Raw genomic sequence first — 23,620 nt, 5'->3', positions numbered from 1 at the left:
TGTAAAGTTTTTATTTATTTTCATTAACATATTTTCATTAATAAAAAACCCATCACATTCACATGTGATGGGTTTAAGAGATGCTAACTAATTAATGAATAATTAGAATGTGTGGCGCACACCTAAGCCATAGCTACTTGTTCCAGCTGCTGAAATTTGAGCAGACTGTGAACGTGTACTCTGACCATAGATTGCATACATATTTGTTCTCTTGCTTAACCAGTAATTAGCTCCAAGCTGATATCCATTCAAATCGGATGTTGTCCGAGTTGTTGTAGCTAAAGCATTCTGGGAGCTTACACCACCAGTGGCTGAGTTGGCTGCGACTGTGCTTAAACCGCCAGCTGAAAGTCTGCCCATACCACCAGACGCCCAGGCCTCAACTGTTTTTGTTACGTAGCCACGAATACCAATTTGGCTTGCGTTGCGCTGAATATATGCTTGATTATTAGCATATTGGATGTCATATTGGTAGATATATATTGAGCATATGCTGTGAAGATTCCAAAGTCATATGTCGCACCAACATAGGTTTGACTCCAGTTCACATTGTTTCCAAGCAAGTTTGGCACTGCAGAATTTCTTACCGCGGCTGATGGGCCGGAGGCTGTCTGAACTGCTGACCCTGAAATAGCTTGTTGGCGAGATTGATTTGTTGCAACATCAATATTTAGCTTATTCCAAACAAAATTCAAACCAAGGCCATATGCCTGATTGTTTCCAACGGTTTGTAATGTAGCTGGGTTATTCGCATTGCTGTTATTGTTGTTGTAAATTGCGGAGAGTACAAAGCCTGAAATTCTATCTGTTTGCAGGGTGAGTGCATTGTTATAACGTACTGAGTAACTTGGAATTGTGCTTTCGGTAGCGCCAGTCGAACTATTAACTGCGTAAACTAAATTACCTTGCATGTTATTAGCTTGTCCGGGGTCTGTCCTTGCAACGGCTACGTGTACTGGGGTATATTGCGTTCCGATTGCTGCCTGACCAATACCCTTTTGCCCGAGTCCAACAAACGTTTGACGATTGAAAACTCCATCTTGAGCGTTACCCGAAAGGTTGTAATCAGTTGGAGCTAGATCAAACTCAGCTGTGAAAAAAGCCCTTGTGCCACCGCCAAGGTCTTCATTACCACGGAAGCCTAAACGGCTAGTACTTTCAGCGCCCTGACCCGAGAAGGCTGTTGTGTTGGTTTTTACTGCAGATGGAACTTCAGTACCTGACATTCTGGCTGTTCTTCCTTGAAAGCCAACATCCAAAATACCGTATACGGTCACGCTCGACTGGGCTTGTGCAGCACCAGCAAACGCACCGACTGCGGCGATCGCAAATAGTGATTTTTTCATTGTTTAAATCTCCATAAATTAAGAAATGCCTGAATTTCTTCAGGACTTATGAATTATCCGGTTTTTGTATGTAAATACAGCCTTTTTGGGCTTTTTTATGGCTATTCGTTGTATTGGTGCAACAGGGATTTTTCTATGATTTAATGTTTATAAATCAATTACTTAAAGAATTATTCTGATTTTTCTTCTGCAGATTGCGTTTTGGGTAGGTAAAAACGAGCAATTAAAAGGCCAAGTTCATAGAGGAGGCACATGGGAATGGCGAGTAAGAGTTGGGATAACACATCCGGCGGGGTGACAATTGCCGCGATTACAAATGCCCCAACGATCACATAGGGCCGGATTTCTCTGAGTTTTTCGATGCTAACAATCCCCATTTTGACGAGAACTACCACCACGACCGGTACCTCAAAGGTGATGCCAAAGGCCAAAAAGGTCGACATGGCAAAACTAAGGTACTTATCAATGTCAGTCGACATATCCGCACCCAAGGGGGCGTTGTAGCTCGCCATGAACTGAAAAACCGTTGGAAAGACTAGGAAGTACGCAAACGACATCCCCACTAAAAATAGTGAGTAACTACTTACTACCAATGGAAGGACTAGTTTTCTCTCATGGGTATAAAGACCTGGGGCAATAAAGGCCCACATTTGGTAGAGAACGATGGGAAGTGCAATTAAGAAGGCTACCAGCATCGTGACCTTCATCGGCACAAAAAAGGATCCGGTTACATCGGTCACAATCATCTTGCCACCGGCTGGGAGAGAGTCTAAAAGTGGCTTGGCAAACAAATGAAAGATGTCCGGGGCCCAGTAGACCAGCGAAACAAAAACCACAATGACTGCGATTGCGGATTTGACCACCCGATCGCGCAACTCAAAGAGATGCGACATGAAGGTTTCTTGAAAACCCTCTCCTGATTTGGTAGTTTCTTCGCTCTGACCTGGCTTGGTATCGGACATCGTTATCTATTCTTGACTTGTTTGGGTCAATTTACTTACTTAGTACTGGACGCTTAAAGCGCTTCACGCGGGCAGCGCCCGATTGAACTCGAGTGCGCACACCGGCCGAATGTTTATACCAAAGAGGTCTGGCGGTGCGCTTGACACCCCAACTATCTCGCCCTTGTCGAAGCGCATCTCGATACACCTTCGTCACATCCGGGGAAGACTCTAGAATGGCGCTCGCGTAATCATCCTTGGGTTCAGCCTGATCGCTCAGATTAACGCTCACTTCTTGCACGGTGGCATTGAGGGAGCTCTCCATTTCTTTCATGGCGTCCGCACTTGCTTCACGAAGCTTTTTGAACTCATCAAGCTCAATCTGGCGATTGACCTCAGAGCGCACTTCCGCCATATAGCGCTGGGCACGACCAAATAAGTTACCCGCCATGCGAGCCACTTTGGGTAAACGTTCGGGGCCCACTACGATCAAAGCCACCACCGCAATTAGGGCGAGCTTTGATACACCAAGATCAATCATCGATGCATCGCTAGTTTTTAGTTTTTGTGTCTGGTTTGATCAGGTCTTACGACTTGTTCACATCCTTGGCTTGCACATCAACAGTCTTTTCTGCTGCAACAGGGGTTTGCGACTGAATCTGTTCAGTCTTGGCTTCTTCATTCGTCTTCATGCCATCTTTGAAACCCTTTACGGCACCACCTAAGTCGGAACCAATATTACGAAGCTTCTTGGTACCAAAGACCAACAAAATAATGACCAGTACGATTAACCAGTGCCAAATGCTAAATGAGCCCATCTCAATTTCTCCTCGGATTATTTTTTCCAGGGGCGCGGTCCGCCCATCACATGCAGATGCAAGTGATAAACCTCCTGACCCCCATCCGCGCCATTGTTCACCATCACCCGAAATCCCCCCTCTTTACCGGGACGACATCCTTCTTGGGAAGCTAAACGCGGGGCTAATTCCATCATTCTACCCAGCAATGGCTCATCGTGGGCAGTGGCTGACTCCAACATCGGTATGTGCTTTTTGGGAATCAGCAATAAATGCACTGGGGCGGCAGGATTAATGTCCCTAAACGCCAGGATTTCATGATCTTCATAGACCTTTTGGCAAGGGATTTCCCCCGCAACAATCTTGCAAAAAATGCAGTTTGGCTCATGGCTTGGGTGTTTCATAGGCTGGCATCTTACCTGAATTAACCCCAAAAACCAGCGAACTGGGGGTAAGCACTACGTTTTGCGATTCGCCTTTTCAGCAATCCCTGAAGTGCCCTCGCGACGCTTGAGCTCCGCCAGAACATCCTCGGGTCGTAAGTTAAAACGGGAGAGCGCTACCAGGCAATGAAACCACAAATCAGCCATCTCACCCACCAATAACTGTTGGTATTTGGGATCGAGCTGATGCTGGCGCGAGTCCTTGGCCGCCATCACCGTTTCTGTGGCCTCCTCCCCAATCTTCTTCAAAATCGCATCATCGCCCTTGGTAAACAACTGGGCAATATATGAACTTCCAGCATCGATCTTGCCACTTGCTAAATCAGCACGACGGCTATCGACCACATCGGCTAGATGAGCCAAGATGGAATCTAGATTAGATTCGAGGTTAGGTTTTTGGTTCGATTGATTCGAGCTACTCATGGCTTCATTGTATCGACCCAATTGCTCGCCGCCGAGTCCCACTCATTAAAAAAGCAACTGTGTCTACCGGTATGGCAAGCAATTCCGTCTTTTTGATCCACGATTAGTAAAAGCGTATCGCCATCGCAATCCAACCGAATCTCTCGCACGGTTTGTGTATGGCCAGACTCTTCGCCCTTATGCCAAAGTTTATTGCGCGAGCGCGACCAGTAGACCGCCTCACCCTTTTGCAAGGTTTGCAGTAGAGATGCTTGATTCATCCAAGCCATCATCAACACATCACCCGATGAAGCCTCTTGCGCAATCACGGGCACTAAACCTTGCTCGTTCCAAACAATTCGCTCAAGCCATGGGCCTGGTTCCAAACCGACTGTCTTTGTAAATTTAGCGTTGGTCATGATGATTAGAGTCTAATCGCAATTCCCTGCTTAGCCATATAGTGCTTAGCCTCTTGCACACTGTGCTGTCCGTAATGAAAGATGCTTGCTGCGAGTACCGCATCGGCTCTGCCAATCTGAATGCCATCAACGAGATCTTGTAAGCCACCCACACCACCAGAAGCAATCACGGGCACTGAAACCGCCTTGCTTACCGCAGCCGTGAGTTCCAGATCAAAGCCATTCTTGGTGCCATCGCGATCCATACTGGTGAGCAGGATCTCACCGGCACCTCGCTTTGCGACCTCCATAGCCCACTCAATCGCATCGATACCAGTGCCTTTACGACCGCCGTGCGTGAACACCTCCCAACGCTTAGGGGCGGTTTGCTTGGCATCAATCGCCACCACGATGCATTGCGAGCCATAATGCGCGGACGCATCCGAAACCAAATCCGGATTGGCGACCGCTGAGGAGTTCATGCTCACCTTATCAGCCCCAGCATTGAGTAAACGACGTACATCCTGTGTAGTACGCACACCACCGCCGACTGTTAATGGAATAAACACTTTTGACGCAACTGCCTCAATGATCGGCAAAATCAGATCACGGTCATCCGATGTTGCGGTGATATCTAGAAAGGTAAGCTCATCAGCGCCTTGCTCGTTATAACGCTGCGCAACCTCTACCGGATCGCCCGCATCTTGCAAGCCAACAAAATTAATTCCTTTGACGACCCTGCCTGCAGTGACATCAAGGCAAGGAATAATGCGTTTTGTAAGCATAGTTGCCTACTTGGCTTTGCTGAGTTGATCGGCGTACTGTTGTGCCTCAGCTAGATCAATATCACCGTTATAAATGGAGCGCCCTGCGATTACCCCCATCACACCCTCATCCTCGACCGCACATAACGCCTGAATATCCTTCTTACTCGATAGACCACCACTCGCAATTACTGGGATACGAACCGATTGCGCAAGCTTCACAGTCGCCTCTAAATTAATACCCTTGAGCATGCCATCGCGCCCAATGTCGGTATAGATAATCGCCTCAGCTCCGTAGTCCTCAAACTTCTTGGCAAGATCGATCACTTCATGGCCAGTTAACTTACTCCAACCATCGGTGGCGACCTTACCATCTTTAGCATCTAAGCCCACCATGATGTGCCCCGCAAATGCAGTACACGCATCTTGTAAAAATCCGGGGTTCTTCACCGCAGCGGTGCCAATGATGATGGTGCTAATGCCATCATCGAGTAAGCGCTCGATGGTTTCTAGATCGCGGATACCGCCACCTAATTGCACAGGAATATCGCTACCCACTGCTTTGAGGATCGATTTGATTGCAGCCTCATTCTTGGGCTTACCAGCAAAGGCACCATTGAGATCGACCAGATGCAAGCGGCGCGCACCTTTACTCAACCAGTGCTTGGCCATCGCGGCAGGATCTTCGGAAAACACGGTGCTACGGTTCATATCACCTTGCTCAAGACGCACGCAGTGTCCGTCTTTAATATCAATCGCAGGTATTAACAACATAAGGTCATCGTCTTGAAATCAATCAGGGTCGCCAGGCGACAAAGTTTTGATAAAGCTTTAGTCCGTATTGAGCACTTTTTTCTGGATGGAATTGCGTAGCAAAAATAGTATCGCGAGCCACGGCTGATGTAAACCACCCACCGTAATTCGTTGATCCTACAGTATCTTCTGGGTTGCCCACCTCAACATAATAACTGTGTACGAAGTAAAAACTCGTCATATCAGGGATGCCATGCCACATCGGGTGATCACGATCTTGGCGAACTTGGTTCCATCCCATGTGTGGGATCTTAAACTCTGAGCCATCCTCTTGCGTACCCGACAAATGAAAGCGTTTCACCTTCCCTGGCATTAAAGCAAGGCACGCCGTATTGGTTGTTACTCCGGGTTTACGCTCTTCACTTTCTTCAAAAAGCATTTGCTCGCCCACGCAAATCCCAAAAAGTGGCTTCTCACGCACCGACTGCATCACTGCATCCATGAGACCCGAGGATCGCAACTGCTTCATGCAATCGGGCATCGCGCCCTGCCCGGGCAACACCACACGGTCTGAGCGCAAGATCTCAGCCGGATCGCTGGAGATCGTAATCTTGCACTCAGGAGCGACGTACTGCAAGGCTTGTGAAACCGAGCGCAAATTACCCATTCCGTAATCAACAATAGCGATGTGCATCGCGATCTCAATAATCTCGTTGGCAGAAGAAGTATGTCTTACAAACTTCCCTTGGTGGATGGCACCGCATGGGGTGAACGTGGATCGATACTCAAGGCCATGCGCAGCGCTCGCCCAAAGGCCTTAAATACAGTTTCAATCTGGTGATGCGCATTGACACCCCGGATGTTATCGATGTGCAAGGTCACACCAGCGTGGTTTACAAAGCCGCGGAAGAACTCAATACTTAAATCCACGTCAAAGTCACCCACCCGTGCGCGGGTAAAGGGCACGTTGAACTCCAAACCTGGACGGCCTGAGAAATCAATCACAACGCGCGACAAGGTCTCATCGAGTGGCACATACGAGAGACCATAACGGGTAATACCCGCTTTATCACCAACTGCTTTGGCGATGGCTTGACCCAAGGTGATGCCAATATCCTCTACAGTGTGGTGGTCATCAATGTGAGTGTCGCCTTGGGCATGCACCTTCAAATCGATCATGCCGTGACGGGCGATTTGATCGAGCATGTGATCCAAAAACGGCACTCCGGAATTTAAATCCGCTTTGCCGGTACCATCCAAGTTCAAAGTAATTTGGATCTTGGTCTCTGAGGTATTACGACTGACATCTGCTTGGCGCATGGTGTGTGAATAAAAATAATAAGTCTTAAGCGTTCATAATATCATTTGTCATTCAAAATCAATCACTTCACCTGTTTTTTCATAGTTACTCTTTGGACCCCATTGCGATGAGCATCTTTTGGAACCCTGATCTACAAAACTTAAGTCCGTATGTTCCTGGGGAGCAGCCCAAACACGAGAAACTTGTCAAACTCAATACGAACGAGAGCCCCTATGGGCCCTCGCCCAAAGCCTTAGCAGCGATTGCTGCAGGCAACCACGAGGGCTTGCGGCTTTATCCCGATCCCGATGCCAAGGCGCTTAAAGAGGCCATCGCAAAGCACTATGGGCTCGAACCCAATCAGGTGTTCGTGGGAAATGGCTCGGATGAAGTACTCGCTCATGTGTTCTTGGGGCTTCTCAAACACCCAAAGCCCCTCCTCTTTCCCGATATCACCTACAGCTTCTATCCCGTCTATTGCCAACTCTTTGGAATTAACTACCAAACGATTGCGCTCGACAGTCAATTTGCCATTCATCTCGATGACTACATTCAGAAGACTAACGAATTGAGTGGAAATGGTGGAGTCATCTTTCCGAACCCTAATGCGCCAACCGGTCGCGCTCTGCCGCTCGCAGCAATTGAAGAGTTCCTAAAAACCAATACCCAAAGCGTGGTGGTGGTTGATGAGGCTTATGTAGATTATGGTACCGAATCGTGTGTACCACTCTTACACAAACACTACCCCAATCTCCTCATCACCCACACGCTCTCAAAATCGAGGGCTTTAGCTGGACTACGAGTTGGTTATGCCTTGGGCCACCCTGATCTGATCTCAGGACTTGAGCGCGTAAAAAATAGTTTTAACTCCTACCCCTTAGGTCAATTAGCGCAAGCCGGTGCGATTGCAGCGATTGAAGATCAGGCGCATCTTGATGCAATCACTCAAGAGGTGATGAAGACTCGAGCCGCCTGTATCGAAAGCTTAAAGAGTCTGGGCTTTGATACCCTTCCCTCAAGCGCTAACTTTGTCTTTAGCCAGCATCCCAAGCATGATGGCGAGAAGTTATATCTAGCCTTACGAGAGCGCGGAATCATCGTGCGCCACTTCAAAATGCCGCGCATCAAGAATTACCTACGAATTACGATTGGCACAAATGAGCAAATGAAATTACTCATCGATGCCTTACGCGATATTGTGTCGTAATACTTTTTAAAACTAAGCTGATTATTTTTTGGTGAGCCGCATCTCGGCTGCACGCGCATGCGCCTGCAAACCTTCGCCATGCGCTAAGGTACTGGCAATGGGACCTAAAGTTTGTGCACCCGCCTCACTCACCTCAATGAGGCTCGAGCGCTTGATAAAGTCATAGACACCCAAAGGTGAAGAAAACCGTGCCGTACGTGCCGTGGGTAAAACATGATTAGGCCCAGCGCAGTAGTCGCCCAAGGATTCACTGGTGTAGGAGCCCATAAAGATAGCGCCTGCATGCCGAATGTGTGCGGCCCATTGATCGGGATTGTTTGCACAAATCTCTAGATGCTCAGCCGCGATCAAATTGGCAATTTGGCAAGCCTGCGCCATATCGTCGACCTCAATCAATAGTGCCCGATTTTGTAGAGATGCGCGGATTACTTTCTCTCTAGGCATTTGCGGCAATAGCTTCTGAATACTCGCATCCACTCGATCAATAAAGCCGGCATCGGGACAGAGCAAAATCGATTGGGCGAGCTCATCGTGCTCAGCCTGCGAAAACAAATCCATTGCAATCCAGTCTGGATCGGTCGAGCCATCGCACAACACCAAGATCTCAGAAGGACCTGCGATCATATCGATCCCCACCCGACCAAATACTCTGCGCTTTGCTGCTGCCACGTACGCATTACCAGGACCTACGATCTTATCGACCGCCGGCACGGTTTGGGTTCCATATGCCAATGCCCCAACCGCTTGCGCACCGCCAATCGTAAAGACCCGATCCACTCCTGCTAAATGAGCGGCTGCTAATACCAAGGGATTACGCGTACCATCAGGTGTAGGGACAACCATCACAATCTCACCAACCCCGGCGACCTTGGCAGGGATGGCATTCATGAGAACAGAGGATGGGTAAGCCGCCTTACCACCAGGCACATAAATACCAACACGATCTAAGGGAGTAATTTTTTGGCCTAAGCGTGTACCATTGCTCTCGGTGTACTCCCACGAGTGGCAACCGGTTTCTACTTTCTGGCGCTCGTGATAGGCCCGAACCCGCTTAGCAGCCGCTTGTAATGCACTTGCTTGGTCTTGCGGTAGAGCTTGATAAGCCGCGGCAAGATCAGAAGGGGTAATCTCAAGATCGCCTACCCGATTGACTGCTAAGCGATCAAACTGCTGGGTGTATTGCAAAAGCGCCGCATCGCCCTCGCGCTCAATGCGCTCCAAAATTCCGAGAACAATCTGATCAATGGCGTGATCATCGGCCGATGGAATTGACAAGCTGGAAAGCAAGGTCTTTTCATAGCCGGGATCACGGCTTGTAAGGCGTCGAATCTTGATACTCATGGCTGCCAAATACTCAGGATCTTTTGCAGTTGAGCGCGCTTACGCTTAAACGATGCTTGGTTTACGATTAAGCGCGCACTGATATCAGCAATCGACTCGACCTCGATTAAATTATTGGCGCGCAAGGTGTTGCCAGTGGACACCAAATCCACAATCGCATCGGCTAAGCCCACTAAGGGAGCCAACTCCATCGATCCATATAAATGAATCGTATCGATATGCACGCCCTTATTAGCAAAGTGCTCGCGTGCGCAGTTCACATACTTGGTAGCCACTCGCAGACGCGAGCCCTGACGGACTGCTGCTGCATAATCAAACCCGTTTTTAACAGCCACCGCCATTCGACAGCGTGCGATTCCTAAATCAATCGGGACATATAAACCATCGCTGCCTTTTTCTAAAAGAACGTCTAAACCAGCAACGCCAAAATCAGCAGCACCAAATTGCACATAGGTGGGCACATCTGATGCGCGCACAATAATGATTTGCACCTCTGGATTAGAGGTCGGAATAATTAACTTACGGGATTGCTCAGGATCTTCGAGCGGACGAATACCCGCCTTTGCTAAAACAGGGGCGGTTTCTTCAAAGATACGTCCTTTGGACAAAGCTAAAGTCAACATAATGACCCATTATTTCATGCGGCGGATGTTTGCGCCAAGTTGGGTTAATTTCTGCTCCATGCGATCGTAACCACGATCAAGGTGATAGATACGATCCACCTGGGTCTCACCTTGAGCCGCCAAGCCAGCAATCACCAGGCTTGCAGAGGCACGCAGATCTGTAGCCATTACTGTTGCACCCGAGAGTTTATCCACCCCCTCGACAATTGCCGTATTGCCCTCAATCGAGATATCGGCCCCTAAGCGATTGAGCTCTTGCACATGCATAAAGCGATTCTCAAAAATGGTCTCGGTGATACGTGAGCTACCACTGGCGATGGCATTAAGCGCCATAAACTGGGCTTGCATATCAGTCGGAAAGGCTGGGTACTCGGAAGTCCGAAAGCTCACTGGCTTTGGACGACCACCCATCGAAGCAGAAATCCAATCGGTCCCAATTTTTATTTTAAGACCAGCTTCTTTAAGTTTTACTAGAACAGCATCTAAGGTATCAGGTCGGCAGTTCTTGAGAACAATCTCACCACCGGTCGCTGCTACCGCACACAAGAAGGTGCCGGTCTCAATGCGATCAGCAATCACCTGATGGCTTGCTCCGTGCAGCGCGGATACTCCTTCGATCACAAGACGATCGCTACCAATACCAGTAATCTTCGCTCCCATCTTGACTAAGAGCTCAGCCAAATCACCGACCTCGGGTTCACGAGCTGCATTTTCTAAAGTCGTAGTCCCCTCCGCAAGGCAAGCGGCCATTAAAAGATTTTCTGTACCGGTCACAGTAATCATGTCGGTCAGGATCGCATTACCCCGTAACTGAGTATTGGGCTCAGAAATCTTTGCAACAATAAAGCCCTTACGAATCTGAATACCGGCTCCCATGGCTTTGAGGCCTTTAATGTGCTGATCCACGGGTCGCGCCCCAATCGCACAGCCACCGGGTAGTGATACGGTTGCACGTCCCATCCGCGCTAAGAGCGGGCCCAATACCAAAATGGAGGCCCGCATGGTCTTTACTAATTCATAGGGAGCCTCAGGACTTGAAATAGTCGCCGCCTGCAAGATCAAATGGCTGCGATCGTTCGGATTTGGAAACTTCAAGGTCACCCCCATCTGTTGCAAGAGCTTTAACATCGTACGCACATCTTGCAAATCAGGGACGTTAAAGAGTTCTATGGGATCAGCTGTTAATAAGCTTGCACACAAAATTGGTAAAGCGGCATTCTTAGCCCCCGCAATTGCGACCTCACCGTTGAGGGCGACTCCCCCCGTCATTACTAATTTATCCATTCGCGCTAATCTGAAATGATTTATTGAGCCGCAAACTCATCGGGCGCAAAGGCTTTAATGGAGAGCGCATGGATTTCCGCCTTCATCCGATCTCCCAGGGCTGCATAAACTAATTGATGGCGTTGCACCAAGCGCTTTCCTGCAAACTCGGGGCTCACGATGGTGGCATAAAAATGTTGTCCGTCCCCCTCAACCTCTATGTGCGTACAGGAGAGCTGCTCACTAATATAACTTTTTACTTGCTCAGGGGTTGGAAACATCGCGATCCTTCATGATTAATGGCGTAATTTATAACCCGATTGTAGTAAACGCAGAGCCAATCCTGAGACGACCAAGAAAAACACGCTAACAATCGTCAAACTAAGCCAGGGTGAAACATCCGAGACCCCAAAAAATCCATAGCGAAAGCCATCGATCATGTAAAAGAATGGATTGAGATGCGAAATAAACTGCCAGATTTCTGGCAAGGAGTGAATGGAGTAAAACACTCCTGAGAGCATCGTGGCAGGCATGATCAAAAAGTTCTGAAAGGCAGCGAGCTGATCAAACTTATCTGCCCAAATACCAGCGATCAGCCCTAAGCCGCCTAAGATTGCCGCGCCCATAAATGCAAATAAGAGAATCCACGCTGGGTTTTGCATGGCAGGAACATCAAAAAAGAGGGTAATGAGTAAAACACCTAGACCCACAACAACCCCACGAAATACGGCAGCGAGTACATAGGCAGAATAAAACTCAAGGTGAGTTAGGGGTGCCAGTAAGACAAATACCAAATTACCAGTAATTTTGGATTGGATCAATGACGAGGAGGTATTTGCAAATGCGTTTTGCAACACACTCATCATCACCAAACCCGGAATTAAAAATGCCGTGTAGGTCAACTTGTCATACACCACTATGCGTCCTTCTAATACATGCCCAAAAATCATTAGGTACAACACAGCAGTGAGCACAGGTGCAGCAACCGTTTGAAAGGCAACCTTATAAAAACGCTTAATCTCTTTACGTAGCAGGGTTGGAAAACCATTACCGTATTCAAATGGAATTGGCATTGCGACTACTCTCCCGCCATAATTTGAATAAATACATCCTCTAGATCAGCCTCTTGCCCAGCTTGTACTTTGTGTGCTCCATAGCGTGCGAGCAGATTTTGAGTGGTATCGAGTGCCACGACTTGACCAGATTTAAGCATCGCAATCCGACCACATAAACTTTCAGCCTCTTCTAAATAATGAGTGGTTAACAAGATGGTGTGACCATCTTGATTAAGACGACTAATAAATTTCCAGAGGGACTGACGCAACTCGACATCCACACCAGCAGTCGGCTCATCCAAGACAATCAGGGGTGGGCGATGCACGAGGGCCTGTGCAACCAAAACTCGACGCTTCATACCTCCAGAAAGCGAACGCATATTGCTATTGGCCTTACTGGTTAAATCGAGATGGGTCATGATCTCATCAATCCAATCATTATTATTCCGAATCCCAAAATAACCCGACTGAAACCGCAGGGTCTCACGTACCGTAAAAAAAGGATCAAATACCAGCTCTTGAGGAACTACGCCTAGTAATCGACGCGCCTCAATAAAATTAGTTTGCACATTCGTGCCCATGACGAACGCGCGACCAGAATCGGGTCGGCATAAACCAGCCAAAATCGAAATCAGCGTGGTCTTACCAGCACCATTAGGACCGAGTAAACCAAAAAACTCGCCCTCCTTTACATCCAAAGAAACATTCTTGAGCGCTTGTAGTGAACCGTAAGATTTAGTTAAATGTTCAACGAGAACAGCTGATTGCATGACTTACTGCAGCCCCAAAAGATCAGTCACTCCATACACGCTAGCAAGTACTCTTAATTTCTCAGGGGAATTTAAAACTACGAGGGCTTGATTGCGCTCTTGCAGTTGGCGGCGCCATACCAGCAGAACCGCTAGCACGCTTGAGTCAAAATCATGCAGTGCAGAGCAATCCACTTGGGAAGACTTTACTAGGGCAAGAGCGCCCTGTTTCTCAATACCGAGCGCATTGGCCTGGGTCACGCAATTCGGTAAGGCAAAACTCATACTTACTTCTTGCCTGCCAACATCGCGTTGCGTTCTTGCAAAAACTTAATTAGGCCATCGACACCATTTTGACTAATTTGATTGGTAAATTGATTGCGATATGCCTCAATCAACCAAGCGCCCATGATATTAATGTCATAGACTTTCCACCCATCATTGGTTTTCTCAAGCCGATAGTCCAAGGGAATCGGATCTGATTTACCAATGACGACGGTTCGCACAATCACATCGGTATCGCTCGGATTTGCACGAAAGGGTTTGTATTGAACCGTCTGATCACGCAATTGACTTAGAGCCCCTGAGTAGGTTCGTATTAACAAGGATTTGAACTCGGCAATCAGTTGCGTTTGCTGCTCCGGGCTTGCCTTGCTCCAATTTCGACCCATGGCCAATTGGGTGGTTCTACGCATATCGGTATAGGGAACAATTTTCTTTTCCACCAAATCCACCACCCGAGGAATATTGCCTTTCTGGATTTCATGATCTGCCTTCACGGAGGCCATCACATCGGCCACAATCATTTTGATGAGGCCGTCAGGCGAGTTCGGGTCAGGCGCATTTTGCGCATTGGCAAAGCCAACCATGCCAGACAGCAAAAAAGCAAAGAAAGTTAAAAAGGTTGTTTTCACGATAAGCCGGTCAAAATAATAATGAATTGATTTTAGTCTTTTTGAATGATTTACTCGTAGGGGTTCTCATAAACGGGTGCGCTTGATTCCTTGCCTTCCTTGGCCTGATCAATTTGATACTGACGCCTCTGAATATATGCATCGCGCGTAAAGGTGTACTTATCAATCGCCGCACCCTCAAGAAGATCGCCTGCTTCATAGTAATTATTACGAGCATTGACAATCCGCAACCCCGTCAAACTGTTGCGCAGGGCCACGTCAGGTAAGAGTCGGAACAGATAATCGGTCTCTAAATCCACCGCGGTACCAAAGGTATCGCGGACATTACTGGGGCCAAAAATTGGTAAAACCACATAAGGGCCTGCAGGTACACCCCAAACACCAAAAGTTTGCCCAAAATCTGCTTTGTGTTTTTCTAACCCCCCCGGTGTGGCCATATCAATAAAGCCACCCAAACCAAAAATGGTATTGACGACCACTCGCATCAAATCGCTAAAGGCCATGCTGACATTGCCTTGCAAAAGATTGTTTACTGAGGTGTAGATGTCGCGGTAGTTACCAAAAAAGTTATCAATCCCTTGCTGGGCAGGTTTTGGCAATATAAATCGATAACCCTTGGTAATGGGTTTTAATAAATACTCGTCCAATCCCTCATTAAAAGAAAACACCGAGCGATTAAAAGATTCCCATGGATCATGGGGCGATGGCTCACTACCCGCAGGGATACTTGCACAACCAATAATGCAAAAACTTAGAAAAGTAATGCCCAGGCGCTTTAGAAAAATCACAGTCGAGGTTGTTTCTTAAATAGTTATAGTTATTTAGCGCCGGACTTGGAATCGCCTTTATCTTGCCCAGTATCTGCTGCCTTGTTATAAAGAAATTGACTAATCAGATTTTCTAAAACAATGGCTGACTGGGTCTGGGTAATCTTACCGCCATCGGCGAGCATTTGATCATCGCCACCCGCTTCAAGACCAATGTATTGTTCGCCCAACAAACCTGAAGTCAATATCTTAGCTGACGAATCCTTCGGAAACTGGTAGGTCTTATCAATCGTCATCGTTACCGTAGCTTGATAGGTTTTGTCATCAAACTGAATGGTTGAAATACGGCCGACCACAACGCCGGCACTTTTTACTGGCGCACGCGGTTTTAAACCACCAATATTGTCAAAGCGGGCTGAAACCGTGTAGGTTGGAGCGAATGAGACGGCGCTCATATTGCCGACCTTGAGTGCCAAAAAAAGCATGGCCAACATGCCGATTGTTACGAACAATCCAACCCAAATATCAATCGCACTTTTTTTCATAAGAATCCTAGTTTATTCCGATCGTGGCCGACGCTTTAGTTAGAGAACATCATGGCGGTTAATAAAAAATCCAAAGCCAACACTGCTAAGGATGAGAGGACTACGGTCCTGGTGGTCGCTTGCGAGACGCCCTCGGGGGTGGGCTTTGACTCATAGCCCTGATAGAGAGCAATAAATGTCACAGCCACTCCAAAGACGATACTTTTGATAAAGCCATTGGCAATATCATCAAATAAGTCGACACCACCTTGCATTTGGGACCAAAATGCACCGCTGTCAACCCCAATGAGTGGCACGCCCACTAAATAACCACCCAAGACACCCACGGCAGTAAAGATGGTGGCCAAAATTGGCATTGCAATAATCCCGGCCCATAAACGCGGCGCGATCACCCGACGTAAGGGGTCCACGGCCATCATCTCCATCGCCGATAACTGCTCTCCGGCTTTCATGAGGCCAATCTCCGCAGTGAGTGAGGTGCCAGCACGGCCTGCAAACAATAGAGCGGTGATCACGGGGCCTAGTTCACGTGTCAACGACAAAGCCACCAATAATCCCAGGGCCTGTTCTGAACCATAACGCGTTAAGGTGTAATAGCCTTGCAAGCCCAACACAAAGCCAACAAATAAGCCGGACACCGTAATAATCACAAACGAATAATTACCGACGAATAAAATTTGATCCGATACCAGGCGCGGTCGTTTGAGTAAACCACCAGAACGCATCAATACCAAGAAAAACATCCGCGCAGCATAGCCAAGGCCCGTAATGTTTCTGCGAATAAAAAATCCAAAATCGCCTAATAGATTAGTGATCGGATTGGTTTTGGAAGTTGATTTAAGACTCATTGCTGGCGTAATCCAAAATCAGTAGCTAAATCAGGGCCTGGGTAATTAAACGGAACCGGTCCTTCAGGCGAAGCGTCTAAAAATTGGCGCACAAATGGATCGACTGAGCGATTGAGCTCATCGGGCGTGCCTTGCGCTCCAATCTTGCCATTAGCAATAAAGTACACGTAGTCTGCGATCTCGAAAGTCTCTTCCACGTCGTGTGTCACCAGAATACTGGTTGCATTTAAAGCGTCATTGAGATTGCGGATCAATCGCGCTGTAATCCCAAGGCCGATCGGATCAAGACCCGCAAATGGCTCGTCATACATAATAAGCGGTGGGTCCAAAACAATCGCGCGTGCCAAGGCAACGCGCCTTGCCATCCCCCCTGAAATCTGCGAAGGCATTAAATCGCGAGCCCCACGCAAGCCCACCGCATTTAATTTCATTAGCACCAAATCACGAATAAGCTCTTCACTTAGGTTCGTGTGCTCCCGCAATGGAAAAGCAACGTTCTCAAACACGCTCAAATCAGTAAACAAGGCGCCGAACTGAAATAGCATCCCCATGCGCCGTCTGGCTTGCATCAACTGATCGGTATTCATCGCAGAAATTTCATGGCCCTCAAACTCTACTGAGCCGGTTTGAGCAGTCACCTGACCGCCGATCAATCGCAATATCGTGGTCTTACCGCAACCCGAACCGCCCATTACAGCAACAACTTGACCACGGCGAAATTCCATCTGAAGCCCACCGAGAATTTGGCGCTCACCCGGCGCATAGGAAAAATCCACTCCCCGAATCGAAACAACCGGCGACTCGATCGCGCGTGCGGTGGGAATAGAGGACATGCCTAGATTATCGCGGTAAAACTGATGTGCCCATTAAATACGCATCGACTGAGCGTGCACATTGACGGCCTTCACGAATCGCCCAAACCACCAATGATTGACCGCGACGCATATCGCCAGCCGCAAATACCTTAGGTACATTCGTGTGATAGGCATGATGACCATCAACGGTCGCCTTGGCATTCCCACGAGCATCTTTTTCTACACCAAAGGCATTCAAGATTTGCTGAGCCGGAGAGACAAAGCCCATCGCCAATAAAACTAAATCGGCTTTAATCTCAAATTCAGAATTTGGGACCTCACTCATCTTGCCGTCTTTCCATTCCAAGCGCACGCCAATCAGTTTTTCAACTTTACCGTTTTTACCCTCAAAACGCTTAGTGGCAACGGACCAATCGCGCTCACAACCTTCTTCATGGGATGATGAGGTACGAAGCTTGGTTGGCCAATAGGGCCAGACCAAGGGTTTGTTTTCCTCTTCAGGTGGCTGAGGCAATAACTCAAACTGCGTGACATTCTTTGCACCGTGGCGATTAGAGGTCCCGACACAATCAGAACCCGTATCACCACCACCAATCACAACGACGTGCTTATCCGTTGCCCGAATCTCATTTTTGAGATCGCCCGCCACTTCTTTATTTTGTGGGATTAAAAACTCCAAAGCAAAATGAATTCCACTCAACTCACGACCAGGCACAGGTAAGTCGCGGGGTTGCTCAGCACCACCGCTAATAATGACCGCATCAAAGCTCTTGAGTAATTCATCCGGGCTTACCGTTTTTTGAGCATAGTTCTTCACTTCTTTGCCAAGCGTTTCTTTACCGACAAAGACCCTGGTAGCAAAAGTAACGCCTTCGGCTTGCATTTGCTCGACCCGTCGGTCAATCAACCACTTCTCCATTTTGAAATCAGGGATGCCATAGCGAAGTAAGCCACCCACCCGGTCATTCTTTTCATAAACGGTGACATCGTGGCCAACCCGCGCCAATTGTTGAGCTGCTGCCATCCCGGCAGGGCCAGATCCAACCACGGCAACTTTCTTGCCAGTCTTTGTTTTAGGTGGTTGTGGCTTTACCCAATCATTGGCCCATGCTTTATCAATAATGGCATGTTCAATCGATTTGATACCGACCGGTAACTGATTGATTCCGAGGGTACAGGCTGCCTCGCATGGTGCCGGACAAATACGGCCAGTGAACTCCGGAAAATTATTGGTGGAATGTAAAACCTCAATCGCATTTTTCCAATCGCCTTGGTACACCAAATCGTTAAAGTCGGGAATGATGTTATTCACGGGGCAGCCGTTGTTACAAAACGGGATACCGCAATCCATACAACGTGCACCTTGTACTTTTGCATCGGCATCCGATAGCGCGGCCACAAATTCTTTGTAATGATGAATTCGTTTGACTGGTGCTTCATAGGTCTCCTCGACCCGTTCAAATTCCATAAATCCAGTGACTTTACCCATACCAACTCCAAAAATCCTTCATTAATTAATCAGCATCATCAAGCCATCACAGGCTTGTTTTGATCGTGTCCTTGAGCGCGTTCCCATAACTCACCAAGAGCTCGCTTATATTCGGTAGGCAAGACCTTCACAAAACGCGCGCGCGACTTGTCCCAATCGGCTAGTAATGCCTTGGCCCGCTCTGAGCCGGTGTACCGGAAATGTCGTTCTATCAGTGTCTTTAAGATTTGCTCATCCGTTTGCCTCTCGCCACCCTCTTTCACATTCACTGGTGCATGCCATGTTGATTTGGGCATACTCGCAATTTGCTCAGAAGACAGCAACACTTTCTCAAGTGTGGCCATGGTGGTGTTGCAACGCTTCTCAAAAAGTCCGTCTTCATCAAACACATAGGCTACGCCGCCACTCATGCCTGCTGCAAAGTTACGGCCGGTCTTCCCAAGAACAACAACTGTGCCACCCGTCATGTACTCGCATCCATGGTCACCTGTGCCCTCGACAACCGCAATTGAGCCTGAGTTACGAACTGCAAACCGCTCACCAGCGACGCCGTTGAAAAATGCCTCGCCTTCAATCGCGCCATACAACACCGTGTTACCCACAATAATGTTTTGGGAAGCATCGCCACGGAACTCGTGCGGCGCACGCACCACAACGCGCCCGCCCGACAATCCCTTACCGACATAGTCATTCGCATCACCCACCAGATCCAAAGTAATGCCACGCGCTAAGAATGCTGCAAAACTTTGTCCAGCGGTACCATTTAACTGAATGTAGATCGTGTCATCGGGTAAGCCCAAATGGCCATAGCGTTTTGCCAGCTCGCCTGACAGCATCGCACCCACCGTACGATTAACGTTGCGGATTGGGACAATGAATGAAACCTTTTCGCCACGCTCTAAGGCTGGCTCACTCTTTTCGATCAAAGTATGGTCAAGTGCAGTATCTAGGCCATGATCTTGAGTGAGTGTTTGGTGACGAGGTTCGTCATGAGACACATTGGGTAGAGCAAACACCTTACTGAAATCTAAGCCTTGTACTTTCCAATGATCAACCCCTTTTCGTGTGTCTAAGAGATCAACACGACCAATCAGCTCATCAAAAGTCCGAATCCCCAGTTGCGCCATAATTTCACGAACCTCTTCAGCAATGAAGAAAAAGAAATTAACGACATGCTCGGGTTTACCTGAAAACTTTTTACGCAGTTCCGGATCTTGGGTCGCAACACCCACTGGGCAGGTATTGAGATGGCACTTGCGCATCATGATGCAGCCTTCAACCACTAATGGCGCTGTAGCAAAACCAAACTCATCAGCACCTAATAAAGCACCAATCACAACGTCACGACCAGTCTTCATTTGACCATCGGCTTGAACCCGAATCCGACTGCGCAGCTGGTTGAGCACCAATGTTTGCTGCGTCTCTGCAAGACCCAGCTCCCACGGTGTACCAGCATGCTTAATCGATGACAGGGGAGATGCGCCTGTGCCACCATCATGACCAGCAATCACAACGTGATCCGACTTTGCTTTAGCAACGCCTGCTGCAACTGTGCCCACGCCGACCTCTGAGACAAGCTTCACTGAAATATCGGCTTGTGGATTGACATTCTTTAGGTCATGAATCAGTTGTGCCAAATCCTCAATGGAATAAATATCGTGATGCGGTGGTGGCGAAATGAGACCCACACCTGGCACCGAGAAGCGTAGGCGTCCGATATAGTCCGAGACCTTACCACCGGGAAGCTGACCGCCCTCGCCAGGCTTTGCACCTTGGGCCATCTTGATTTGGATCTGATCGGCCGAACGTAAATACTCGGTGGTTACACCAAAACGTCCTGAGGCAACTTGCTTAATCTTCGATCGCAACGAATCACCATCTTGTAAGGGAATATCGGCTTCAACGACATCCTTACCCAAAATACTCGCTAGCGTCTCACCCTTCTTAATCGGAATACCTTTGAGCTCATTGACATAGCGATTCGGGTCCTCACCACCCTCGCCCGTATTGGATTTACCACCAATGCGATTCATCGCAATTGCTAAGGTTGCATGAGCCTCAGTGGAAATGGAACCTAAGGACATCGCGCCCGTAGCAAACCGTTTCACAATTTCTTTGGCAGACTCGACTTCATCGAGCGGAATGGCTTTATTGGGATCGATCTTGAACTCAAATAATCCGCGCAAGGTCATTAAACGCTTACTCTGATCATTAATCAGGTTGGCATACTCTTTATAAGTTTGGTAGCCCTTCTCTGGTCCAGTGCGAGTGGCATGCTGTAACTTGGCAATCGAATCCGGAGTCCACATATGTTTTTCACCACGAACGCGATAGGCATACTCTCCGCCCGCTTCTAACATATCAGCCAATACGGGATCATCTCCAAATGCAGCGTGGTGCATCCGCAGTGCTTCTTCTGCAACTTCAAATACACCAATACCACCGACATTCGAAGAGGTACCTTTAAAGTACTTATCAATCAGTTCGTGATTAAGCCCAATGGCTTCAAAGATTTGCGATCCGGTGTAGGACATATAAGTTGAAATGCCCATCTTCGACATCACTTTTTGTAAGCCCTTACCAATAGCCTTCACAAAATTCTTAATCGCTTTCTCTGGCGATAAATCACCAGAGAGTCCCTTAGCCATTTCAGCCAAGGTCTCCATCGCCAAATAGGGATGAATGGCTTCGGCACCATAGCCTGCGAGTAGCGCAAAGTGATGAACCTCGCGAGCACTACCAGTTTCGACTACCAAACCAGTGCTGGTCCGTAAACCACGCTCCACCAAATGCTGATGAATGGCTGAGGTTGCTAACAATGCAGGAATCGCCATATGCTCGCGATCCACCTGACGATCACTCACAATCAAAATATTGAATCCACTGCGCACGGCATCGGTTGCTTCAGCACATAAGGAAGCCAAACGCGCCTCAATGCCTTCCTTGCCCCATGCCACTGGATAGCAAATATCCAATTCGTGGGAACGGAACTTGCCACCGGTGTAGTGCTCAATATGGCGTACCTTGGTCATGTCATCCAAATCTAAAACTGGCTGGCTGATCTCCAAGCGCATCGGTGGATTGATATTGTTGGTATCTAATAAATTGGGTTTTGGCCCAACAAACGACACCAAAGACATGACCAGGTTCTCACGAATCGGATCAATTGGAGGATTGGTAACCTGAGCAAATAATTGCTTAAAGTAGTTATAGAGCGACTTGCTGCGATCGGATAACACGGCAAGCGGACTATCGTTACCCATCGAACCAATGGCTTCTTCCGCATTTTGTGCCATTGGCGCCATCAGATACTTGAGATCTTCCTGACTGTAGCCAAATGCTTGCTGACGATCGAGTAACTTTGCAGCGGGGCGAATATGTTTCGCATCGTCTTGGGTATCTTTTTTGCTGACATCCAACTCATCAAGCTTCACACGCACCGCATCGATCCAGCTCTTATAAGGCTTGGCCTTCGAAACTGAGTTCTTTAACTCCACATCATCAATGATGCGGCCTTGATCCATGTCGATCATGAACATCTTGCCAGGCTGTAAACGCCACTTTTGCACAATCTTATTTTCTGGAATCGGCAACACGCCAGCTTCAGACGCCATGATGACCAAATCATCATCGGTAACGTAATAGCGCGCAGGTCTTAATCCATTGCGATCCAGGGTGGCGCCAATTTGACGCCCATCGGTAAAGGCCATCGCAGCGGGGCCATCCCATGGCTCCATCATGGCGGCATGGTATTCATAAAAGGCACGGCGATTTTCATCCATGAGGGTATGCTGTTCCCACGCTTCAGGAATCATCATCATCATGGCTTGTGCAAGCGGGTAACCGGCCATCACTAAGAGCTCAAGGCAGTTGTCAAACGAGGCAGTATCCGATTGGCCTGGATAAATCAGGGGCCACAACTTTTGCAGATCATCACCCAATACAGGTGAACTAATTGCACCTGTGCGCGCATTAATCCAGTTCACGTTGCCCTTGACCGTATTAATCTCGCCATTATGGGCAAGTAAGCGATAAGGATGGGCCAGCTCCCACGCAGGGAATGTATTCGTGGAGAAGCGTTGGTGTACTAATGCGAGCGCGGATACTGCTTTCGAATCTTTAAGATCGCAGTAATATGCACCCACCTGACTGGCCAGCAAGAGGCCTTTATAGACTACTGTGCGGGCAGACATCGATGCTACAAAGTATTCTTTACCGTGTTTCAGATGCAAGTCTTGAATCGCATGACTTGCCGTTTTACGAATTACATAAAGCTTGCGCTCTAATGCGTCGGTGGTCATGATGTCACGGCCACGTCCGATAAAAATTTGACGAATAATTGGTTCGGTTTTTTTCACAGTCGGCGACATCGGCATCGCGCTATCGATTGGCACATCCCTCCAACCTAAAACAATTTGTCCCTCCTGCCGAACAGTGCGCTCTAACTCTTGTTCACATGCAAGTCGTGAAGCATTTTCTTTTGGCAAAAAGATCATGCCAACGCCGTATTCACCAACGGGTGGTAAGTCCACCCCTTGCTTTTTCATTTCGCTACGGTAGAGCTCGTCTGGGATCTGTATCAATATTCCAGCGCCGTCGCCCATGAGCGGATCTGCGCCTACGGCGCCACGATGATCTAGATTTTCAAGGATCTTTAATCCCTGAGTAATGATGTCGTGGGTTTTTTTACCCTTAATGTGAGCCACAAAGCCGACGCCGCAGGCATCGTGTTCGTTTTGGGGGTCATAAAGACCTTGGGCGGATGGACGTAACTCGAGATGATTCATATTTAATCCAAATTGGTCATACGGCATGCAATCCCCATGAATTGCGTTAACTATTGGCCGGGAGGGTAAATAT

27 protein-coding genes are annotated in these 23,620 nt (G+C 48.2%); 1 reads left to right on the top strand and 26 read right to left on the bottom strand.

Annotated elements, in window-relative coordinates; all coding sequences use genetic code 11:
- Nucleotides 1-102: 102 nt before the first annotated feature.
- The 12 genes from QUE65_RS00600 to hisB all read right to left on the bottom strand — a co-directional run bounded on the left by QUE65_RS00600 (nucleotide 103) and on the right by hisB (nucleotide 7,164).
- The gene (locus tag QUE65_RS00600; protein ID WP_286281167.1) at nucleotides 103-360 is read right to left on the bottom strand and encodes a hypothetical protein; all 258 of its coding nucleotides are present in this window, start codon (nucleotides 358-360) and stop codon (nucleotides 103-105) included.
- 32 nt (nucleotides 361-392) lie between these two features.
- Nucleotides 393-1,346 (bottom strand): porin, encoded by a 954-nt coding sequence (locus QUE65_RS00595; protein WP_286281166.1) that lies wholly within the window; start codon nucleotides 1,344-1,346, stop codon nucleotides 393-395.
- A 170-nt stretch (nucleotides 1,347-1,516) separates the two neighbouring features.
- The gene (tatC, locus tag QUE65_RS00590; protein WP_286281165.1) at nucleotides 1,517-2,308 is read right to left on the bottom strand and encodes a twin-arginine translocase subunit TatC; all 792 of its coding nucleotides are present in this window, start codon (nucleotides 2,306-2,308) and stop codon (nucleotides 1,517-1,519) included.
- 31 nt (nucleotides 2,309-2,339) lie between these two features.
- Nucleotides 2,340-2,828 (bottom strand): Sec-independent protein translocase protein TatB, encoded by a 489-nt coding sequence (gene tatB, locus QUE65_RS00585; protein WP_286281163.1) that lies wholly within the window; start codon nucleotides 2,826-2,828, stop codon nucleotides 2,340-2,342.
- Nucleotides 2,829-2,874: 46 nt separating this feature from the next.
- Nucleotides 2,875-3,105 carry a Sec-independent protein translocase subunit TatA gene (gene tatA, locus QUE65_RS00580; RefSeq protein ID WP_286281161.1) on the bottom strand — a complete coding sequence of 77 codons (231 nt, stop codon included), beginning with the start codon at nucleotides 3,103-3,105 and terminating at the stop codon, nucleotides 2,875-2,877.
- A gap of 17 nt (nucleotides 3,106-3,122) precedes the next feature.
- Complete coding sequence (locus QUE65_RS00575; RefSeq protein WP_286281159.1) at nucleotides 3,123-3,488, bottom strand: histidine triad nucleotide-binding protein; 366 nt, start codon at nucleotides 3,486-3,488, stop codon at nucleotides 3,123-3,125.
- Nucleotides 3,489-3,542: 54 nt separating this feature from the next.
- Nucleotides 3,543-3,950, bottom strand: coding sequence for a phosphoribosyl-ATP diphosphatase (locus QUE65_RS00570; protein ID WP_286281158.1), 408 nt, complete (start codon nucleotides 3,948-3,950; stop codon nucleotides 3,543-3,545).
- Nucleotides 3,947-4,348 carry a phosphoribosyl-AMP cyclohydrolase gene (hisI, locus tag QUE65_RS00565; RefSeq protein WP_286281156.1) on the bottom strand — a complete coding sequence of 134 codons (402 nt, stop codon included), beginning with the start codon at nucleotides 4,346-4,348 and terminating at the stop codon, nucleotides 3,947-3,949. Before hisI ends, QUE65_RS00570 begins: the two co-directional genes overlap by 4 nt.
- A gap of 5 nt (nucleotides 4,349-4,353) precedes the next feature.
- Complete coding sequence (hisF, locus tag QUE65_RS00560) at nucleotides 4,354-5,112, bottom strand: imidazole glycerol phosphate synthase subunit HisF (protein WP_286281154.1); 759 nt, start codon at nucleotides 5,110-5,112, stop codon at nucleotides 4,354-4,356.
- A 6-nt stretch (nucleotides 5,113-5,118) separates the two neighbouring features.
- Nucleotides 5,119-5,865 carry a 1-(5-phosphoribosyl)-5-[(5-phosphoribosylamino)methylideneamino]imidazole-4-carboxamide isomerase gene (hisA, locus tag QUE65_RS00555; protein ID WP_286281152.1) on the bottom strand — a complete coding sequence of 249 codons (747 nt, stop codon included), beginning with the start codon at nucleotides 5,863-5,865 and terminating at the stop codon, nucleotides 5,119-5,121.
- Between the two features lie 22 nt (nucleotides 5,866-5,887).
- The gene (hisH, locus tag QUE65_RS00550) at nucleotides 5,888-6,538 is read right to left on the bottom strand and encodes an imidazole glycerol phosphate synthase subunit HisH (RefSeq protein WP_286281149.1); all 651 of its coding nucleotides are present in this window, start codon (nucleotides 6,536-6,538) and stop codon (nucleotides 5,888-5,890) included.
- 38 nt (nucleotides 6,539-6,576) lie between these two features.
- Nucleotides 6,577-7,164 carry an imidazoleglycerol-phosphate dehydratase HisB gene (gene hisB / locus QUE65_RS00545; protein ID WP_286281147.1) on the bottom strand — a complete coding sequence of 196 codons (588 nt, stop codon included), beginning with the start codon at nucleotides 7,162-7,164 and terminating at the stop codon, nucleotides 6,577-6,579.
- 107 nt (nucleotides 7,165-7,271) lie between these two features.
- Between hisB and hisC the strand changes: the two genes are divergently transcribed.
- The gene (gene hisC / locus QUE65_RS00540) at nucleotides 7,272-8,351 is read left to right on the top strand and encodes a histidinol-phosphate transaminase (protein WP_286281146.1); all 1,080 of its coding nucleotides are present in this window, start codon (nucleotides 7,272-7,274) and stop codon (nucleotides 8,349-8,351) included.
- Between the two features lie 21 nt (nucleotides 8,352-8,372).
- On the opposite strand, the gene hisD is transcribed toward hisC, so the two are convergent.
- From hisD to QUE65_RS00470, 14 genes are read right to left on the bottom strand one after another with little or no spacing between them, the layout of a single operon-like run.
- On the bottom strand, nucleotides 8,373-9,692 hold the full coding sequence (gene hisD, locus QUE65_RS00535; protein WP_286281145.1) for a histidinol dehydrogenase: 1,320 nt from the start codon (nucleotides 9,690-9,692) through the stop codon (nucleotides 8,373-8,375).
- Complete coding sequence (hisG, locus tag QUE65_RS00530) at nucleotides 9,689-10,315, bottom strand: ATP phosphoribosyltransferase (protein WP_286281143.1); 627 nt, start codon at nucleotides 10,313-10,315, stop codon at nucleotides 9,689-9,691. Before hisG ends, hisD begins: the two co-directional genes overlap by 4 nt.
- A 9-nt stretch (nucleotides 10,316-10,324) precedes the next feature.
- Nucleotides 10,325-11,599 (bottom strand): UDP-N-acetylglucosamine 1-carboxyvinyltransferase, encoded by a 1,275-nt coding sequence (gene murA, locus QUE65_RS00525; protein ID WP_286281142.1) that lies wholly within the window; start codon nucleotides 11,597-11,599, stop codon nucleotides 10,325-10,327.
- A 20-nt stretch (nucleotides 11,600-11,619) separates the two neighbouring features.
- Complete coding sequence (locus tag QUE65_RS00520) at nucleotides 11,620-11,859, bottom strand: BolA family protein (RefSeq protein ID WP_286281141.1); 240 nt, start codon at nucleotides 11,857-11,859, stop codon at nucleotides 11,620-11,622.
- 15 nt (nucleotides 11,860-11,874) lie between these two features.
- A complete protein-coding gene (locus tag QUE65_RS00515) occupies nucleotides 11,875-12,651 on the bottom strand; it encodes an ABC transporter permease (RefSeq protein WP_286281140.1) in 777 nt (258 codons plus the stop codon).
- Nucleotides 12,652-12,656: 5 nt separating this feature from the next.
- A complete protein-coding gene (locus QUE65_RS00510; RefSeq protein ID WP_286281139.1) occupies nucleotides 12,657-13,403 on the bottom strand; it encodes an ABC transporter ATP-binding protein in 747 nt (248 codons plus the stop codon).
- Nucleotides 13,404-13,406: 3 nt separating this feature from the next.
- Nucleotides 13,407-13,667: an STAS domain-containing protein gene (locus tag QUE65_RS00505; protein WP_286281136.1), complete on the bottom strand. Its 261-nt coding sequence runs from the start codon at nucleotides 13,665-13,667 to the stop codon at nucleotides 13,407-13,409.
- Between the two features lie 2 nt (nucleotides 13,668-13,669).
- On the bottom strand, nucleotides 13,670-14,299 hold the full coding sequence (locus tag QUE65_RS00500) for an MlaC/ttg2D family ABC transporter substrate-binding protein (RefSeq protein ID WP_458574771.1): 630 nt from the start codon (nucleotides 14,297-14,299) through the stop codon (nucleotides 13,670-13,672).
- 47 nt (nucleotides 14,300-14,346) lie between these two features.
- Nucleotides 14,347-15,084: an MlaA family lipoprotein gene (locus QUE65_RS00495; RefSeq protein ID WP_286281134.1), complete on the bottom strand. Its 738-nt coding sequence runs from the start codon at nucleotides 15,082-15,084 to the stop codon at nucleotides 14,347-14,349.
- A gap of 29 nt (nucleotides 15,085-15,113) precedes the next feature.
- A complete protein-coding gene (gene mlaD / locus QUE65_RS00490; RefSeq protein WP_215370891.1) occupies nucleotides 15,114-15,608 on the bottom strand; it encodes an outer membrane lipid asymmetry maintenance protein MlaD in 495 nt (164 codons plus the stop codon).
- 35 nt (nucleotides 15,609-15,643) lie between these two features.
- Entirely contained in the window at nucleotides 15,644-16,456 is an 813-nt protein-coding gene (mlaE, locus tag QUE65_RS00485; RefSeq protein ID WP_286281133.1) for a lipid asymmetry maintenance ABC transporter permease subunit MlaE, read from the bottom strand.
- Nucleotides 16,453-17,289 carry an ABC transporter ATP-binding protein gene (locus QUE65_RS00480; protein ID WP_286281132.1) on the bottom strand — a complete coding sequence of 279 codons (837 nt, stop codon included), beginning with the start codon at nucleotides 17,287-17,289 and terminating at the stop codon, nucleotides 16,453-16,455. The genes mlaE and QUE65_RS00480 overlap by 4 nt, the downstream gene beginning before the upstream one ends.
- 7 nt (nucleotides 17,290-17,296) lie before the next feature.
- Nucleotides 17,297-18,760, bottom strand: coding sequence for a glutamate synthase subunit beta (locus QUE65_RS00475; protein WP_286281131.1), 1,464 nt, complete (start codon nucleotides 18,758-18,760; stop codon nucleotides 17,297-17,299).
- 38 nt (nucleotides 18,761-18,798) lie between these two features.
- Nucleotides 18,799-23,574 (bottom strand): glutamate synthase-related protein, encoded by a 4,776-nt coding sequence (locus QUE65_RS00470; protein ID WP_286281130.1) that lies wholly within the window; start codon nucleotides 23,572-23,574, stop codon nucleotides 18,799-18,801.
- Nucleotides 23,575-23,620 lie beyond the last annotated feature (46 nt).

It is taken from the genome of Polynucleobacter sp. HIN8 (assembly GCF_030297615.1).
In the GTDB taxonomy this organism is placed as follows: domain Bacteria; phylum Pseudomonadota; class Gammaproteobacteria; order Burkholderiales; family Burkholderiaceae; genus Polynucleobacter.
The sequence above is the reverse complement of the archived record's forward strand: the minus strand, read 5'-3'. Positions and strand labels throughout refer to the sequence as shown.

What these genes read in the sequence shown, in the direction of transcription:
- QUE65_RS00595 (WP_286281166.1), bottom strand. Translation starts at nt 1,346, where the DNA reads ATGAAAAAATCACTATTTGCGATCGCCGCAGTCGGTGCGTTTGCTGGT.
- QUE65_RS00515 (WP_286281140.1), bottom strand. Translation starts at nt 12,651, where the DNA reads ATGCCAATTCCATTTGAATACGGTAATGGTTTTCCAACCCTGCTACGT.
- tatB (WP_286281163.1), bottom strand. Translation starts at nt 2,828, where the DNA reads ATGATTGATCTTGGTGTATCAAAGCTCGCCCTAATTGCGGTGGTGGCT.
- hisA (WP_286281152.1), bottom strand. Translation starts at nt 5,865, where the DNA reads ATGTTGTTAATACCTGCGATTGATATTAAAGACGGACACTGCGTGCGT.
- tatC (WP_286281165.1), bottom strand. Translation starts at nt 2,308, where the DNA reads ATGTCCGATACCAAGCCAGGTCAGAGCGAAGAAACTACCAAATCAGGA.
- QUE65_RS00570 (WP_286281158.1), bottom strand. Translation starts at nt 3,950, where the DNA reads ATGAGTAGCTCGAATCAATCGAACCAAAAACCTAACCTCGAATCTAAT.
- murA (WP_286281142.1), bottom strand. Translation starts at nt 11,599, where the DNA reads ATGGATAAATTAGTAATGACGGGGGGAGTCGCCCTCAACGGTGAGGTC.
- hisF (WP_286281154.1), bottom strand. Translation starts at nt 5,112, where the DNA reads ATGCTTACAAAACGCATTATTCCTTGCCTTGATGTCACTGCAGGCAGG.
- mlaE (WP_286281133.1), bottom strand. Translation starts at nt 16,456, where the DNA reads ATGAGTCTTAAATCAACTTCCAAAACCAATCCGATCACTAATCTATTA.
- hisB (WP_286281147.1), bottom strand. Translation starts at nt 7,164, where the DNA reads ATGCGCCAAGCAGATGTCAGTCGTAATACCTCAGAGACCAAGATCCAA.
- QUE65_RS00600 (WP_286281167.1), bottom strand. Translation starts at nt 360, where the DNA reads ATGGGCAGACTTTCAGCTGGCGGTTTAAGCACAGTCGCAGCCAACTCA.
- QUE65_RS00520 (WP_286281141.1), bottom strand. Translation starts at nt 11,859, where the DNA reads ATGTTTCCAACCCCTGAGCAAGTAAAAAGTTATATTAGTGAGCAGCTC.
- hisH (WP_286281149.1), bottom strand. Translation starts at nt 6,538, where the DNA reads ATGCACATCGCTATTGTTGATTACGGAATGGGTAATTTGCGCTCGGTT.
- QUE65_RS00470 (WP_286281130.1), bottom strand. Translation starts at nt 23,574, where the DNA reads ATGCCGTATGACCAATTTGGATTAAATATGAATCATCTCGAGTTACGT.
- mlaD (WP_215370891.1), bottom strand. Translation starts at nt 15,608, where the DNA reads ATGAAAAAAAGTGCGATTGATATTTGGGTTGGATTGTTCGTAACAATC.
- hisD (WP_286281145.1), bottom strand. Translation starts at nt 9,692, where the DNA reads ATGAGTATCAAGATTCGACGCCTTACAAGCCGTGATCCCGGCTATGAA.
- hisI (WP_286281156.1), bottom strand. Translation starts at nt 4,348, where the DNA reads ATGACCAACGCTAAATTTACAAAGACAGTCGGTTTGGAACCAGGCCCA.
- QUE65_RS00480 (WP_286281132.1), bottom strand. Translation starts at nt 17,289, where the DNA reads ATGTCCTCTATTCCCACCGCACGCGCGATCGAGTCGCCGGTTGTTTCG.
- QUE65_RS00575 (WP_286281159.1), bottom strand. Translation starts at nt 3,488, where the DNA reads ATGAAACACCCAAGCCATGAGCCAAACTGCATTTTTTGCAAGATTGTT.
- QUE65_RS00510 (WP_286281139.1), bottom strand. Translation starts at nt 13,403, where the DNA reads ATGCAATCAGCTGTTCTCGTTGAACATTTAACTAAATCTTACGGTTCA.
- hisC (WP_286281146.1), top strand. Translation starts at nt 7,272, where the DNA reads ATGAGCATCTTTTGGAACCCTGATCTACAAAACTTAAGTCCGTATGTT.
- tatA (WP_286281161.1), bottom strand. Translation starts at nt 3,105, where the DNA reads ATGGGCTCATTTAGCATTTGGCACTGGTTAATCGTACTGGTCATTATT.
- QUE65_RS00505 (WP_286281136.1), bottom strand. Translation starts at nt 13,667, where the DNA reads ATGAGTTTTGCCTTACCGAATTGCGTGACCCAGGCCAATGCGCTCGGT.
- hisG (WP_286281143.1), bottom strand. Translation starts at nt 10,315, where the DNA reads ATGTTGACTTTAGCTTTGTCCAAAGGACGTATCTTTGAAGAAACCGCC.
- QUE65_RS00475 (WP_286281131.1), bottom strand. Translation starts at nt 18,760, where the DNA reads ATGGGTAAAGTCACTGGATTTATGGAATTTGAACGGGTCGAGGAGACC.